The sequence below is a fragment of the Gemmiger formicilis genome (genome assembly GCF_016900095.1).
Lineage (GTDB): Bacteria > Bacillota > Clostridia > Oscillospirales > Ruminococcaceae > Gemmiger > Gemmiger formicilis_A.
Window position 1 is genome coordinate 88,041 of sequence record NZ_JACJJP010000001.1, and the last position, 13,576, is coordinate 101,616.

Annotated in this window: 17 protein-coding genes; 2 read left to right on the plus strand and 15 right to left on the minus strand. The window is 59.4% G+C overall.

The window, feature by feature from the left end; genetic code table 11:
* Positions 1-153: 153 nt before the first annotated feature.
* The 4 genes from H6B15_RS00415 to deoD all read right to left on the minus strand — a co-directional run bounded on the left by H6B15_RS00415 (position 154) and on the right by deoD (position 3,855).
* On the minus strand, positions 154-1,323 hold the full coding sequence (locus H6B15_RS00415) for a BMP family lipoprotein (RefSeq protein WP_243424204.1): 1,170 nt from the start codon (positions 1,321-1,323) through the stop codon (positions 154-156).
* Between the two features lie 166 nt (positions 1,324-1,489).
* A complete protein-coding gene (locus H6B15_RS00420; protein WP_204644957.1) occupies positions 1,490-2,677 on the minus strand; it encodes a BMP family lipoprotein in 1,188 nt (395 codons plus the stop codon).
* 18 nt (positions 2,678-2,695) lie between these two features.
* Positions 2,696-3,139, minus strand: a complete 444-nt coding sequence (locus H6B15_RS00425) for a cytidine deaminase (protein ID WP_204644959.1) — start codon at positions 3,137-3,139, stop codon at positions 2,696-2,698.
* Positions 3,136-3,855, minus strand: coding sequence for a purine-nucleoside phosphorylase (gene deoD / locus H6B15_RS00430; protein WP_204644961.1), 720 nt, complete (start codon positions 3,853-3,855; stop codon positions 3,136-3,138). The genes H6B15_RS00425 and deoD overlap by 4 nt, the downstream gene beginning before the upstream one ends.
* Before the next feature lie 148 nt (positions 3,856-4,003).
* Here deoD and H6B15_RS00435 point away from each other — a divergent pair, with 148 nt between their 5' ends.
* Positions 4,004-4,921: a radical SAM protein gene (locus H6B15_RS00435; RefSeq protein ID WP_204644969.1), complete on the plus strand. Its 918-nt coding sequence runs from the start codon at positions 4,004-4,006 to the stop codon at positions 4,919-4,921.
* Positions 4,921-6,804 carry a hypothetical protein gene (locus H6B15_RS00440; protein WP_204644971.1) on the plus strand — a complete coding sequence of 628 codons (1,884 nt, stop codon included), beginning with the start codon at positions 4,921-4,923 and terminating at the stop codon, positions 6,802-6,804. Before H6B15_RS00435 ends, H6B15_RS00440 begins: the two co-directional genes overlap by 1 nt.
* A 47-nt stretch (positions 6,805-6,851) precedes the next feature.
* Here the strand turns inward: H6B15_RS00440 and H6B15_RS00445 are convergent, their stop codons facing one another.
* The 11 genes from H6B15_RS00445 to H6B15_RS00495 form a co-directional block, all read right to left on the minus strand.
* Positions 6,852-7,646: a GNAT family N-acetyltransferase gene (locus H6B15_RS00445; RefSeq protein WP_204644973.1), complete on the minus strand. Its 795-nt coding sequence runs from the start codon at positions 7,644-7,646 to the stop codon at positions 6,852-6,854.
* 39 nt (positions 7,647-7,685) lie between these two features.
* On the minus strand, positions 7,686-8,543 hold the full coding sequence (locus tag H6B15_RS00450) for an NYN domain-containing protein (RefSeq protein ID WP_204644974.1): 858 nt from the start codon (positions 8,541-8,543) through the stop codon (positions 7,686-7,688).
* A 12-nt stretch (positions 8,544-8,555) separates the two neighbouring features.
* Positions 8,556-9,683, minus strand: a complete 1,128-nt coding sequence (locus tag H6B15_RS00455; RefSeq protein ID WP_204644975.1) for a THUMP domain-containing class I SAM-dependent RNA methyltransferase — start codon at positions 9,681-9,683, stop codon at positions 8,556-8,558.
* A 132-nt stretch (positions 9,684-9,815) separates the two neighbouring features.
* Complete coding sequence (locus H6B15_RS00460) at positions 9,816-10,283, minus strand: S1 RNA-binding domain-containing protein (protein WP_204644976.1); 468 nt, start codon at positions 10,281-10,283, stop codon at positions 9,816-9,818.
* A gap of 93 nt (positions 10,284-10,376) precedes the next feature.
* Complete coding sequence (locus H6B15_RS00465) at positions 10,377-10,658, minus strand: FtsB family cell division protein (protein ID WP_204644977.1); 282 nt, start codon at positions 10,656-10,658, stop codon at positions 10,377-10,379.
* A 50-nt stretch (positions 10,659-10,708) separates the two neighbouring features.
* Positions 10,709-11,194: a hypothetical protein gene (locus H6B15_RS00470; protein WP_204644978.1), complete on the minus strand. Its 486-nt coding sequence runs from the start codon at positions 11,192-11,194 to the stop codon at positions 10,709-10,711.
* Complete coding sequence (locus tag H6B15_RS00475) at positions 11,194-11,505, minus strand: YabP/YqfC family sporulation protein (protein ID WP_243424205.1); 312 nt, start codon at positions 11,503-11,505, stop codon at positions 11,194-11,196. The genes H6B15_RS00470 and H6B15_RS00475 overlap by 1 nt, the downstream gene beginning before the upstream one ends.
* Positions 11,506-11,594: 89 nt before the next feature.
* Positions 11,595-11,840, minus strand: coding sequence for an RNA-binding S4 domain-containing protein (locus H6B15_RS00480; RefSeq protein WP_204644980.1), 246 nt, complete (start codon positions 11,838-11,840; stop codon positions 11,595-11,597).
* Between the two features lie 87 nt (positions 11,841-11,927).
* A complete protein-coding gene (locus H6B15_RS00485; RefSeq protein WP_275950942.1) occupies positions 11,928-12,215 on the minus strand; it encodes an HU family DNA-binding protein in 288 nt (95 codons plus the stop codon).
* Between the two features lie 48 nt (positions 12,216-12,263).
* Positions 12,264-12,950: a nucleoside triphosphate pyrophosphohydrolase gene (gene mazG, locus H6B15_RS00490; RefSeq protein ID WP_204644982.1), complete on the minus strand. Its 687-nt coding sequence runs from the start codon at positions 12,948-12,950 to the stop codon at positions 12,264-12,266.
* 71 nt (positions 12,951-13,021) lie between these two features.
* Positions 13,022-13,501 (minus strand): zinc ribbon domain-containing protein, encoded by a 480-nt coding sequence (locus tag H6B15_RS00495; protein WP_204644983.1) that lies wholly within the window; start codon positions 13,499-13,501, stop codon positions 13,022-13,024.
* Positions 13,502-13,576 lie beyond the last annotated feature (75 nt).

The following is a 13,576-nucleotide window of genomic DNA, read 5'->3' on the forward strand; positions in this document are numbered from 1 at the left end:
GTGCTCATTATACAATTATTTGTAAATCTTCACAAGTTATTTGATCTACTTTTTTGCCAAAAATCGCGTTTTTTGACTTAACGAAAAAAAGCGGCGGGCACCACTTTCCGGTGTCCGCCGCTTACATGTTTGTCAGATTTCCCGATGCAAGGATCAGACCTGGTAATCCACCGTGACAAAGTCGCTGGTGGTGGGCTTGGTGGCATCGTCGGAGTTGTTGTCGACGATGATCTCACCGCTGCGGATCTTTTCCTTCACGGCCTCATACTCTTCCACGGTGAAGGTGGAGAAGTTCCAGCTGTCTTCGGCGGTGGGCAGACCGACGTAATCGCCTTCCTGCAGACCGTAGACGAAGTTGGTACCGGCGATGGTATCCCAGGTGCCGGCAGCCACGTGATCCAGGGCGTCGGTAACGCCCTCGCTCAGGCCCTTCATGGCGGAGGTCACGAACGGGTTGTAGCTGTACTTGCCGTCTTCCACACCCTGCTCGCCGATGTAGTTCTGGTCAACGTCAACGCCGATGACCTTGCCGTCATACTTGACAGCCGCTTCCAGGGCGCTGGTGTAGATGCCGCCGCCGCAGGCAAAGACGACCTGCGTGCCGGCAGAGTACCAGCTCTCCATCTTGGCGGTGATGTTGGCATCGCCGGAGAAGGCGCCGCCGTACCAGTACTTGATGTTGACATTGGTGCCCAGTTCCTGCGCAGCGGCGTCAGCGCCCTGCACATAGCCGTAACCGAAGCGGATAACGGCGGGGACAGCCATACCACCCAGGAAGCCCAGCTCGGTGAAGCCATCCTTCACGGCGGCGTAACCGGCCAGGTAGCCGGCCTGCTCTTCTTTGTAGGTGATGCAGTAAACGTTGGCGGGGATGGTCTCGGTGCCGATGTCAGCCACAGTCACGTCCACGGCAATGAAGTGGACGTCCGGGTATTCGGTGGCAGCCCAGGCCAGGGAAGGTCCGTACAGATAGCCGACGCAGACAATGGTGTTGGCGCCGTCGTTGACTGCATTGCGGATCAGGGTTTCGCGGTCCTCATCGTTGGCGTCTTCGCTCGGCGGCAGGTAGTAGTCCACCTGAATGCCGTTGGCTTCGCCAAAGGCCTCCACAGCGGTCCAGCAGCCCTGGTTGAAGCTCTCGTCGTCGATGGTGCCGACGTCGCAGACCTGGGCGATGCCGGTGATCTCGGAGGAGGAGGCGCCTTCGGCAGTGGCGTTGGTGGCGGTGCTGCCGGAAGTGGCAGCGGTATCACCGCTGCCGCCGCAGGCGGCCAGGGACAGCGCCATGACGGCTGCCATGCTCAGCGAAAGAATCTTTTTCATCTCGGTACTCTCCTTTTTCATTGGGAAAAGGTAAAATAAAGGGCGGACGCCTGCGTGCATAACACTCCACAGCGCCCGCCTGACAGCTTCAGTATACTGGATTTTTTTGTTTTTTTCAATGGAAAAAACAACGAAATCACATTACAAAAACATAACAAAACGCCCGTTATCCCAAAATGTTGACAGCCACATTGGGCGTTTCCGGCAAGGAGGATACATCCGAAAGCTTCTCCACCTTGATGACACTGTCGTGCAGGTTCTGATACAGCTTTTCATACTCTCTCTGACCGAAATAGGCCATGCGCCAGTTGACCTGCGGCAGCCCCACGGCATATTCCGAAGCCCCCACGCGATCGGTGGTGCCTCCGCCCTGGCCCCAGCCGCCGGCGCTGAAATACTCATACAGCTTGTGCTGCACGGTAAGAGAGTAATTCTTCATGGCGCTGGTCAGCACAACGGAATCGTTGCCGGTACTGTCCCAGTCGGTGCCGATGACCACGGCCCCGGTACCCTGTGCCGCATCAATGCAGCCCTGCAGGGTGCCGTCACCGGCCGCCATCACCGCTTCTATGCCGTCGCCGTACCATTCGGACATGCGCTGGGTCACAACGTCGTAAGCGTCCTCACTGCCCACATACCACACTTCCACACTGGCCTGCACACCCTGGCTCTGGGCCGCGGCGTCCACGCCCTGCAGAAAGCCGGTGCAGCACCGCACAATTCCCGGCATGGATTCCGAACCCACGAAGCCCAGCTTGGTGCGGCCATCCATCACGGTGGCATATCCGGCCAGGTAGGCAGCCTGCTCCTCATTGAAGAGCACGCAGTGGGTGTTGACCGCCGTCTGATAGGAGGTGTAATCCTCGGCGTGAGGTTCGGCGTCCAGACACAGATACGCCACCGAGGGGTAGTTGTTCTGGATGTTGTACAGCGCCGCCGCCATATCCTCGCCGCGGCACACCACCATGGCGGCTCCGCTTTCTGCCGCGGAGCGCAGTGCATTTTCCCGGGATTCCAGGCTGGCTTCCTCGGTCTGGTACAGCTGCGCCGTGTAACTGAAGGTATCGGCAAACGCCTGCACACCGCGCCACAGCGCCGCGTCCGGCCCGGTGTCGGTACCGTCGGTATCCGCCACAAATGCCACCGCCGCGCCCTGCCCGTTCAGGGGGGTATCCGTATTCTCTTCGTGCAGCACATACAGGCTGTCATCCACCAAAGGGGAGTCTTCCACCTGCGGAATGCCGGACGAGGCGGAGGACGGTGCCGAACAGGCACACATCGAAACAGCAAGCAGGCCGCAGAGAGCAGCCTTCCAGGAATGACGGAGAGTGTGAAAACGCTGGTTCTGATCCATAAGTGCAGAAAACTCCTTTTATTCGGGGTCGATCTCAAGATTTTGCGGGCCGAACCCATAGGGCAGCAGTTCACCCAAGGTGGTCTGGATATAATCCTGTTCGCTCTTGGCCATGATCACGACAAGAGACGGACCGCCGAATTCGTACAGTGCCTGGCGGCAGACGCCGCAGGGTCCCGTGACAAGATCGTTGGTCTTGCCTTCCAGGCTGCCCACAATGGCAATGGCCGCAAAGCGGGTCACGCCCTCGCTGACCGCCTTGAACAATGCCGTTCGTTCGGCACAGTTGGTGGGCGTGTAGCCCGCATTTTCAATGTTGCAGCCGGTAAAGACGCGCCCGTCCTTGCTCAGCAGGGCCGCCCCCACCCGGAAGTGGGAGTACGGCACATAGGCAAACCGTCTGGCCGCAAAGGCCGCGCGGATGAGTTCGGCGCGGGTTTCGGCCGACAGTTCCGCGCTCACAGTTCCGCCCCCAGGGCCACCTTCATCATGGCGGTGAAGCTGGTCTGCCGCTGTTCGGCGGTGGTGATTTCCGGGGAAACAAAGCTGTCCGAGATGGTCAGCAGGCAGGCGGCGTTCTTGCCCAGCACCTTGGCGTTGTGGAACAGGGCAAAGCTCTCCATCTCCACCGCCAGGCAGCCCTTTTCGTCCCGCAGGCGCTCCCAGTAGGCTGGCTTTTCGTCCGAGGGCTCCCGGTAGAAGACGTCGGCGGAATGGATGACGCCCTCAATGAGGGGAATGTTCTGGGCGGCGGCGCTGCGGCGCAGGGCCTCGTTGAGCGCCTGGCTGGGGCGCTGGATTTCATCGGTATCGCCGGACTGGGTCACGGCATAGTTGCTTTCGGAATAGGCACCGGTGGACAGCAGCACATCGAAAAGCTTGGCCTTTTCGGTATACGAGCCGGCGGAACCGATGCGAATGATGTTTTCCACCCCGTACTGGGTGTACAGCTCATAGGAATAGATGCCGATGGACGGCATTCCCATACCGCTGCCCATAACGCTGACAGGTCGGCCCTGGTAGGTACCGGTATACCCCAGCATACCCCGGACATCGGTGACCAGACGGGGATTTTCCAGGAAGGTCTCGGCAATGAATTTGGCGCGCAGCGGATCGCCGGGCATCAGGACGGTGCGGGCGAAATCGCCCTTTTCGGCGCGGTTATGAGGGGTAGACATAGCGGATCTCCTTTTTGTACGTTTGTATGCGGTTTTCTTCACAGGACAACCTGTCCCACCGCTTTGTTCTTATTAGTATACCACATTTTGGCGTTTTGTGCTAAACTGTTTACCAAAAGACGCAGTTTTTCACAAAGGAGAATCGTCCATGCTCCCACTACCCGATCACTGTACCTTGTGCCCCCGGACCTGCGGCGCCGACCGTGCCGCGGGCAAGCGCGGCGTGTGCGGCGCTGCCGACCAGTTGCTGGTGGCCCGCGCCGCTTTGCACCACTGGGAGGAACCATGCCTGAGCGGTGACCCCAACGCCACCACCGGAAGCGGCACCGTGTTTTTTACCGGCTGTGCCCTGGGGTGTTGTTACTGCCAGAATTACGCCATCAGCCAGCAAGGACTGGGGAAGGCAATCGACGAGAACCGACTGGCGGAAATCTTTCTGGAATTGCAGGAAAAAGGCGCCCAGAACATCAACCTTGTGACTGCCACCCAGTGGCTGCCCTGGGTAACAGCCGCCCTGGATGAAGCCCGCCGCCGAGGGCTTCGACTTCCGGTTATCTACAACACTGGCGGGTACGAAACACTTGAGACGGTAGAAGCGCTGAAGTCCTATGTGGACATCTGGCTCACCGACTACAAGTATGCCTCCCCTGCCCTGGCCCAAGAACTGTCCCGGGCCCGGGATTACCCCGCCGTGGCGGATGCAGCCCTTTGCCGGATGCTGCGGCAGACCGGGGCGCCGGTGTTCGGGGACGACGGCTATCTGCGACGCGGAGTGATTGTGCGGCATCTGGCTCTGCCGGGCCATGTGAACGACAGCCTGGCGGTACTGCGGCGTCTGGCCCAGATCCGCAAAGAAACCGGCATCCCCTTCCTGACCAGTCTGATGAGCCAGTTCACACCTTTCTACCATGCCGAAGAGCACGGACTGGGGCGGCGCATCACCACCTACGAGTATCGCAAGGTGGTGGAAGAAGCCATCGCACTGGGGCTGACCGAGGGATACATGCAGGAAAAGAGCAGTGCCCGGGAAGAGTATACCCCGCCTTTTGATCTGGAGGGTGTCTGATGTTGGGGACATTGTTGGGCTGCGGGTATCTGGCCTTGTTTTTGCTGGCCGGGTTCCTGACCGCCCGTCGGGCCTTGCCGGGGGCCTCCGCCGGGGCAGCCGTCGGATTGGGTTGTGCTTTCGGAGTCAGTTATCTGGCCGTTCTCCCTGCCTGTTTTGCTCTTGCGCTGGGCTTCGGCGTCGCGGCGGCGGCCTGTGCCGGCGCGGTGGCTTTTCTGGCGGTGCTGGGATTGCTGCTTGCCGGCGGACCCCTTCCACCTTTGCGTGCCGACCGCACGGATGCCGCCATGTGGGCCTGCGCCCTGCCCATGCTGGCTATCACCGCCTATCTGCTCCACACCCACGTACTGCATCTGGTGGATGGCGCCTACCACACCGGGCAAAGCTGCTATGGTGACATGGCCATGCATCTGGGGTTCATCAAGAACATTGCGGTCACGGGGCAGTTTCCGCCGCTGTATCCCCTTCTGGCCGGAGAAAACCGGTTTGGCTATCCCTTCCTGTGCGAATGCGTATCCAGCGTGTTCCTGGTGTTGGGAGGGAGCCTCCGCTTCGCCTACATCCTGCCCATGCTGCCTGCCTTTGTAGCGGTGTATCTGATGTTCTGGCAGCTGGCCCGCCATGTGCTGGGGTCCGTCGGGAAAGCCTGCCTGGCTTTCTGGCTCTTCTTTATGGGCAGCGGTTTCGGGTTCGTGTATTTTCTGAAAGACAAGGACACTTTTCTTTCCATCTTTACCGGGTTTTACACCACCCCCACCAACGACACTGCCCATAATGTAATCTGGGTGAACCCGTTGGCCGATCTGCTGATTCCCCAGCGGGCCACCCTGTTCGGGTGGTGTCTGCTGTTTGCCGCGCTCTACCTGCTCTGGCGATTCTGCATGGAAAACCGTCCGCGGCTGTGGCTGCCCCTGGCGGTGCTGGTTCTGCCCTTGCCTCTGATGCAGACCCACTCCGCCCTGGCCTTGGTGCTGTGCTGTCTGGTCTGCGGAGTGTATACCCTGGTGCACCGCCCGCGGGTGCGTACGGTACTGCTGCCCTGGCTGTGGCTGGCGTTGGTCTGCGGTGTCGCCTGGGCCGCCCAGATGTGGGGCACCGTCTTTGCCCAGTCGGTGGACGGGCAGCACATGCTGCGCCTGCACCTGAATTGGGTGAACAACACCGGCAGCGGTCTGAAAGACAATTATTTCTGGTTCTACATCAAGAACATCGGGGTGGTGTATCTGCTGCTGATTCCCGCCTTTTTCCACGCCGACCGCCGCCAGCGCTGGTTTTACGGCGGCGGGGTGGTGATCTGGGCCCTGGCAGAAATGGTGGTGTTCCAGCCCAACACCTATGACAACAACAAGCTGCTGTTTGTGTGGCACGGGCTGGGATGCATCCTGGTGGCGGGCTTGCTGTGCGATTGGTTCGGCCAGCTGCGGGCCCGTTGGCTCAGCGCTGCAGGTTTGGCTGCCGTGTGTTTCTTCGGGATGTTCGGCAGCGTACTGACCCTGGGACGGGAGGCCGTGAGCGATTACCAGCAATGGAGTGTCGCGGCCATCCGGATGGCCGACTATGTGGACGAACACGCCGAAGCGGATGCCCTGTTCCTGACCAGTGACGACCATCTGACACCGGTGTTTTCTCTGGCGGGACGGCAGATTGTCTGTGGCTCGGCAAGCTTTGTGTATTACCACGGTATGGACTACTCCGACGAGTACAGCGCCATGGTCAGCCTGTACGAAATGCCGGACGAGGTCACTTTACAGGCATGGGGCGTGGATTACGTGCTGTTTGACGGCGCGGTATATGCTCGCTTTCAAGCTGATGAGGACTGGTACCGGCAGCGGTATGAACTGTGGTACAGCGATGACGAGTACCGCATTTACAAGATTACCTAAAAAAGGGGAGGCTTGCCTTGGCGGCAGGTCTCCCCTTTTCAGGTGATTCAATTGAGCATGGTCCATCCACCCACCTCGGAAAATCCAATACGGTGGTAGATGCGCCCGGCAGCGGGGTTGTCGTAGAACAGGCAGAGGAATTCTCGTCCCTGCGCAAAGCTGCGGCGACAGAGTTCCGCAACCACAGCGCTGGCATAGCCGTGCCCACGTTCCTCGGGGCGGGTGGCCACCCCCACAACCATGGCACTGCGACTGCTGGCCGCGGTGGTCTGAGCGGTGGAAACGAGACGGCCGTCCTTGAAAGCCCCTATCATCATACCGCCGCATTTCCAGCACTGGGCCAGTTCTTCCCGTTCCTGTTGCTCTCCATGATAAGAATCGGAAAATTCTTCGATTCCACGCAACAGATCCAGAGCCTGGTCCAAATCCTCGATGCCAAGCTCCCGCACCGCAACGCCGTCCGGTGTTTGCGTTACAAAAGAGGGATCTACTGTATTGCAACGGCTCATATACGTTACTTGGTACTTTTTCTCCGGGAAGTACGGTGCCAGGCGTTCCATCAGGTCTTTTTTGCCGCTGATTCCCTGCACCTTACGGCCACGCAGAAATTCGGCAGCGGCAGCCGCGTCATACTTCGGGTTTTGGCTATACAGGATATAGCTGTCAAAATATTGCAGAATCAGGCAATCCCAGCCTTCCCGACCGGGGTTGGCCCACACCTGGACAGGAGGCGTATCCACCCCGACTGTTTCCACATCACCATAGATGAAAAGATTGATTTCCGGCTCCGCATCAATATAGGCAAGAATATTCTTGCGATCCGCTTGGGTACAGCGCAACATGACATGCTTCCTCCTTTTCGGATCACGGGGACAGGCAATTTACTTTTTATGGGATGTCCGTTTTTTGGACGCCGCGCGGGACGGTGCCTTGCGGGGCGCGCCTTTCTTGGTGGCCGGTTTGGGCTGGGGACGGATGCGCACAAACTGGATGGGGTTGCCGTTGGCCAGAATCCGTTCTTCCACTTCCAGCTCCGGGAAGGAAGCCAGGAATCGGTTGAGGCTCTTGGAGCCGAAGTTGCGCACGTCGAAGTCGGGATAACGCTTGATGAGCTGATCGCCCACCCGGGAGGTGCGCACCCAACCGGTGCCGTCGTCCATCTCGTCGATCATGCCGCGGACCAGCTTGTACACCGAGTCCCGGTTAATGGCGGTGTCGTCCCCGGCCGCTGCGCGGGCGGCGGCTTCGGCGGCATCCGTCACAGTATGACTGTTGGCGGGGGTGGCCGGCTCGTTCTGGTCGCTGTGGTCCAGAATCAGGTCCAGATATTTGAACTGGTCGCAAGCCTTGACAAAGGGACCAAGAGTCTTGCTCTCCCCCATGCCGATGACCAGTTTGCCGGCTTCCCGCAAGCGGGCGGCCAGGCGGGTAAAGTCACTGTCCGAGGACACAATGCAGAAACCATCCAGATTGCCGGAATACAACAGGTCCATGGCGTCGATGATCATCGCCGAATCGGTGGCATTTTTGCCGGTGGTATAGCTGTATTGCTGCATGGGGATGATGGAGTTGTTCAGCAAGGCATCCTTCCAGCTTTTCAGGCGCGGATCGCTCCAGTCGCCATAGATGCGCTTGGCTGCCGCCACGCCGAAGGATGCGGCTTCGTCCAGAATGACCTTGACGTATTTGGGCGAGATGTTGTCGGCGTCGATGAGGATGGCCAGTTTCAGATCTTCCATCCGGTTTCCTCCTTACTTCTTTCGGTCAAAATACATATACACCTGGCACGGGATCATACCGTTGTAGATTTTGCGGCGCTTGGTGGCTTTTCCGCCGAAATGGGCTTCAAAATCGGCGTCGGCGGTGATGGCATACAGTCCGGCACCGGGGTTGGCATGCCAGGCACGGCCCAGAGCGGCGGCCAGGGCGGCAGCCTCGGCGGCATCGCCCAGGCGTTCCCCGTATGGCGGATTGGTCAGCACGGTGGCCCCGGCTTTGGGCACAAAATCCTTCACATCCGCCACCTCAAAATGGCAGCGGTCCCCCACCCCGGCCAGCTTGGCGTTGGCGGTGGCCAGGGCCACGGCGGCGGGGTCAATGTCATAGCCGAAGCCTTCAAAGGCGGCGTCCGGTTTGGCCTGCTCGATGGCCTTGGCGCGCTCGGCCCGCCATACCTGGGCGGGGACAAAATCGAACTGTTCGGCGGCAAAGCGGCGGCGCAGACCCGGGGCGATGTTCAGGGCTTTCTGGGCTGCCTCAATGACCAGGGTGCCGGAGCCGCAGAAGGGGTCCTGCACCAGGGTATCCCGCCGCACGCGGCCCAGGTCGGCAATGGCAGCCGCCAGGGTCTCCTTGATGGGCGCCAGGGTGGCATTGCGGCGGTAGCCCCGCTTGTGCAGACCGTCGCCGGAAGTGTCCAGCATCATCTCCACGGTATTCTTGCGCAACGCAAACCGCAGCTTGTACACCTTACCCGTTTCGGGCAGGGTGTTGGTATGGTGGCCGGCCATCAGCCGCTTGACCACCGCCTTTTTGACAATGCTCTGGCAGGCGGGAACGCTGGAAAGCTGGCTGGACAGGCTGGACCCCTTGACCGGGAACTGGGCGTCGGCGGGGATGATCTCCTCCCAGGGAATGGAATACACACCGTCAAACAGTTCGTCGAAGGTGGTGGCCTGCCAGGTCTTGAGCAGCAACAGCACGCGTTCGGCGGTGCGCAGGTTCAGGTTGGCGGCGGCAATAACGGAAGCATCCCCCTCAAAAGCCACACGGCCGTCGGTGACCTGCACGTTCTGCGCGCCGATGCGGCGCACCTCAAAGGCCAGGGTGGATTCGGTGCCGAAAAAGCAAGGGGCTACCAGAGTGTAGTTGGTGGGCATGAGACATCCTTTCGTTGAATGGTCCGGAACGTGGGAAAACCCGCGTTATGCAAAAAAGGCAGGCCGCATTGCCCGGCCGGTTGGACCAGGCTGTACAGGGCCTGCCGCTGTGTGCGGTTCTTGTTTTTGGGCTCAGCGCCGACGGGAATAGCCGCCGCGACGATTTTCGGTCACGCGCTTGAGGTCAGCGATCTTTTCTTCGCTCTGAGACTTATAACGAGCCATCATATCTTCAAAGCTGAGATTTCCCTGCGGCTGTGTGGGCTTGGGCTGCCACACACGGGGCGGTGCTTCACGCTTGGCACGAGGCGCAGACCCCTGCTGCCGCTGCTGGGAGCCACCCTGCCGTGCCCCACGCTCGGGCGCGGGCTGCGTGCGCTTGATGGAAAGTGCAATCTTGCCGTCCGGCGCAATGGACAGAATCTTGACCTTGACGGTCTGGCCGTCGCTCAAAACGGCAGACAGATCCTGCACATACTCGTACGAAACTTCGGAAATGTGGACAAGGCCGTTCTTGCCTTCCGGCAAAGAAACGAAAGCGCCAAACGGCTTGATACCGGTGACTTTGCCTTCGACGATATCCCCAACCTGAAATGCCAAACTATGATACCCCTTTTTCCGGCAAGGTGCACAGACCCCGCCTGTTTTTATTTCAGAAAAGAGCGGAACGCCCTTCGCTGTTCGATGAAATGATCACTTGCCGCTGATATCGATCCAGATGCGTTCATTGGGCTTGGAATAGCCCTCGTCACGGGCAATGCGCTCGATAATGGCATCTTCGCCGTCGTCCAGCGTGCGCTGCAGTTCTTCGTTCTGGGCCAGCTGGTCATTCAGCTGGGCCTGCACGCCGACCAGTTCCTGCTGCTTGGCACTGATGGACATCTGGCAGCGTACCAGGCTGTATACCAGCGATGCGCACAGGACCAGGATAAATAACGGGAGCAAACGCCGCAATATACCGTTTTTTCGGGTCATGGTCTGCTCCCCCTCCTTTACCATGTCGGATATAGCAGATTTATGCAGAATCAATTATATAATATTTTCCTGGGTTTTTGCAACTGTTTTTTCTTCTTTGTTACTTTTTCCGCTCTTTTTTTCGCTTTGGCAGCCGTTTTTGTTTGTTTTCTTGCCGCAAAATGCCGTTTCAGATGTACAAAAGGTGCCAGAAAAACTCCTTGCAGGCGCAGGGCAGCGCCGGTGACCAGTGCTGCCCCACCCGCTGCCAGCCGGTACAGCGTGCGGGACACCGCCCACCGCCAGGCCAGCGCCCCGGCCCCCGCCCCGGCTGCCATATACCAGCGCGTGCCGCCGCCCGTGGAGGCCGAGGCCGCAAATCCGCACAGCAGCACGGCGGCGGCCACAAATGACAGCAAATCCCACACAAAACACAAAATGCGGCCATTGCCCAGCAGCAGCCCCGCAAAGCTGCGGAACATTCCCAGCAGCAGCCCGAGACCCAGGCACCACAGAAGGTCCCGCCCCACGGCCCACAGGGCCGGCGCGGCCGCCATCAGCGCAGCAGCCGGTTCAGCAGCCCGCCGCCGCTTTCCCGGTTCTCGGTGTATTGCAGGAACTCAATCTTGCCGGTGATGTGTACCTGGCCGGTGCGCACCGACAGTTCCCCGATCTGGATTTCCTGTCCGCCGATGGTCAGATCCCCCTGGGCCGTCTTGAGCAACGCTCCGCTCTCGTCACAGCTGATGATGCGGGTCACCCCGGTGACGGTCAGCCGGGACCTGTCCTCCAGTTGCAGGGTATGGGCCTTGGGCGCCGGAACTTCGGCGGACGGCAGAATGACGGACTGGCTGGTTTGTTCTGGCATAAGAAAAAGCCCCCTTGGTGCGGTATGGTAATACATATGCACCGGGGAGCTTGATTATGCCCCTTTACGGGGGGCAGGCCGTAAAAAATTCAGCCTTCCAGCACTTCGTACAGTTCGCGGGCAACATCCTTGCCCTTGGGTTCCTCCACCGAGAGGACCCGAACCTTGACCGGGCGGTTGCCAAAGGTGATTTCGATCACATCGCCCACCTTGACCGCATAGCTGGCTTTGGCCGGTTTGCCCCCCACCAGGATCCGGCCGGCGTCAGCCACTTCGTTGGCCAGGGTACGGCGCTTGATCAGGCGGCTGACCTTGAGATATTTATCCAGACGCATAAAGCTTCCTTTCACACAAAACCATAAAAAAGATGCCTGCCGGGCCAGACGAGCCGGCGGCAGGCAATGCGCTGCAAAAGCGCTTGATTACTTGACGGCGTCTTTCAGAGCCTTGCCGGCGCTGAAAGCGGGCAGTTTGGACGCGGGGATGGTCATGGGCTCACGGGTCTGGGGGTTGCGGCCCTGGCGCTCCTTGCGTTCACGCACTTCAAAGGTGCCGAAGCCGACCAGGGATACCTTCTCGCCGTTCTTCAGAGCTTCGGTGATCACATCCAGCGTGGCGCTGACAGCCTTCTCGGCGTCCTTCTTGGTCAGGCCGGCATTGGTAGCGACGGCGGCGATCAGTTCAACTTTGGTCATTGTTTTTACCTCCAAGTGATTTATATGCCAAAAGCGGGTCACACTTTACGGAAAGTTCCGCCTTTAGACGGTTTGTTCGGTTGCGCTTTTTTCAAATGCATCATTCCGACGGGAAAGCGCCTGTTCCGGATCCACGCCGACAGCACGGGCCAGGGCCACCGCCTGAAACAGCAGCTGCCCCACAGCCTGCTCGGCTTCGGGACCACCTGCGGCACAGGTCTGTGCCAGCCGGGTCATGTCCTCCGGTGACGGGACCGGTACGGCGGCCTCATGTTTGGCGGCACGCTTTTGCAGCTTGGCCGCGCGCATGAGCGCCGGCAGGGCCCGGGGTACGCTGGCCAGGTCTTTGGCCAGGGTGGTGCGGCCCTTTTCCATATTCTTGAGCGTATCCCAGTCTTTTATGCCTTCGGAACCGCTTTGGGCACCAAAAATATGGGGATGCCGCCAGATCAGTTTGCGGCAGACCTCATCACAGATCTGCCCCCAACCGCCGCGGCCGGTTTCTTCCTCAATACGGGCATGAAACACAACCTGCATCAGCACATCGCCCAGTTCCTCGCACAAAAGTTCGGGGTCCTTAAGATCGATGGCATCCACCGCTTCGTAGGCTTCCTCCAGGAAGTTCATGCGGATGGATTCATGGGTTTGCACCTTGTCCCACGGACAGCCATTTTCCGGATCACGCAGAATGGCGATGATCGCCACCAGATCGTCGGCTGTATAGCGGTCTTTTTTCGGATACTCGGTCATGATGTTCCCTGTGTCGGCACAGCGCGCCGGACTCTTATTGTACAACAGAAATCGGATTCGTCAAGCACTTTTTACAGCTGGGCGCCGCAATGATTGCAGAACAGCGCGTCCACATCCACCTTGGCGTTGCACACCGGGCAGGTCTTGGTGAGGTGGCTCGGGGTGATTTCTTCCTCGTCCTCGTAGGATTCCTCCTCCGGAGCGGCAGCCTCGGCGGTATCGGCCATATCGGTGGCCTGGGCTGCGGTTTCCTCCGCCTGGGCGGCTTCGTCCGCGGTCATACGGCCCTTGATTTCCTCAATGGCGGCTTCGATGGAAGCGATATGCTCAATATATTTATCCACCAGGGGCTGGTTCTCTTCGCCGGACTTATGCAGCGTATACACCAGAGCGCCAAGCTGACGCTGTGCCTTGGAAAGCTGGGTCTGCTGGTTGACCAGATCAAGCTGATTCTTGCCCTTATCCGCCAGATCCATCGCGGTCTTCTTGGCCACTTCCACAAACTGCATGCTCTGTTCCTTGATCTTGTCAAAATCGAGTTCAAACGTCATGGGGAATGCACCTCACATTCATATGATACTGACGCGGGCCGTGCCGGACACGACCCGCTGCTATCTGCATTATAG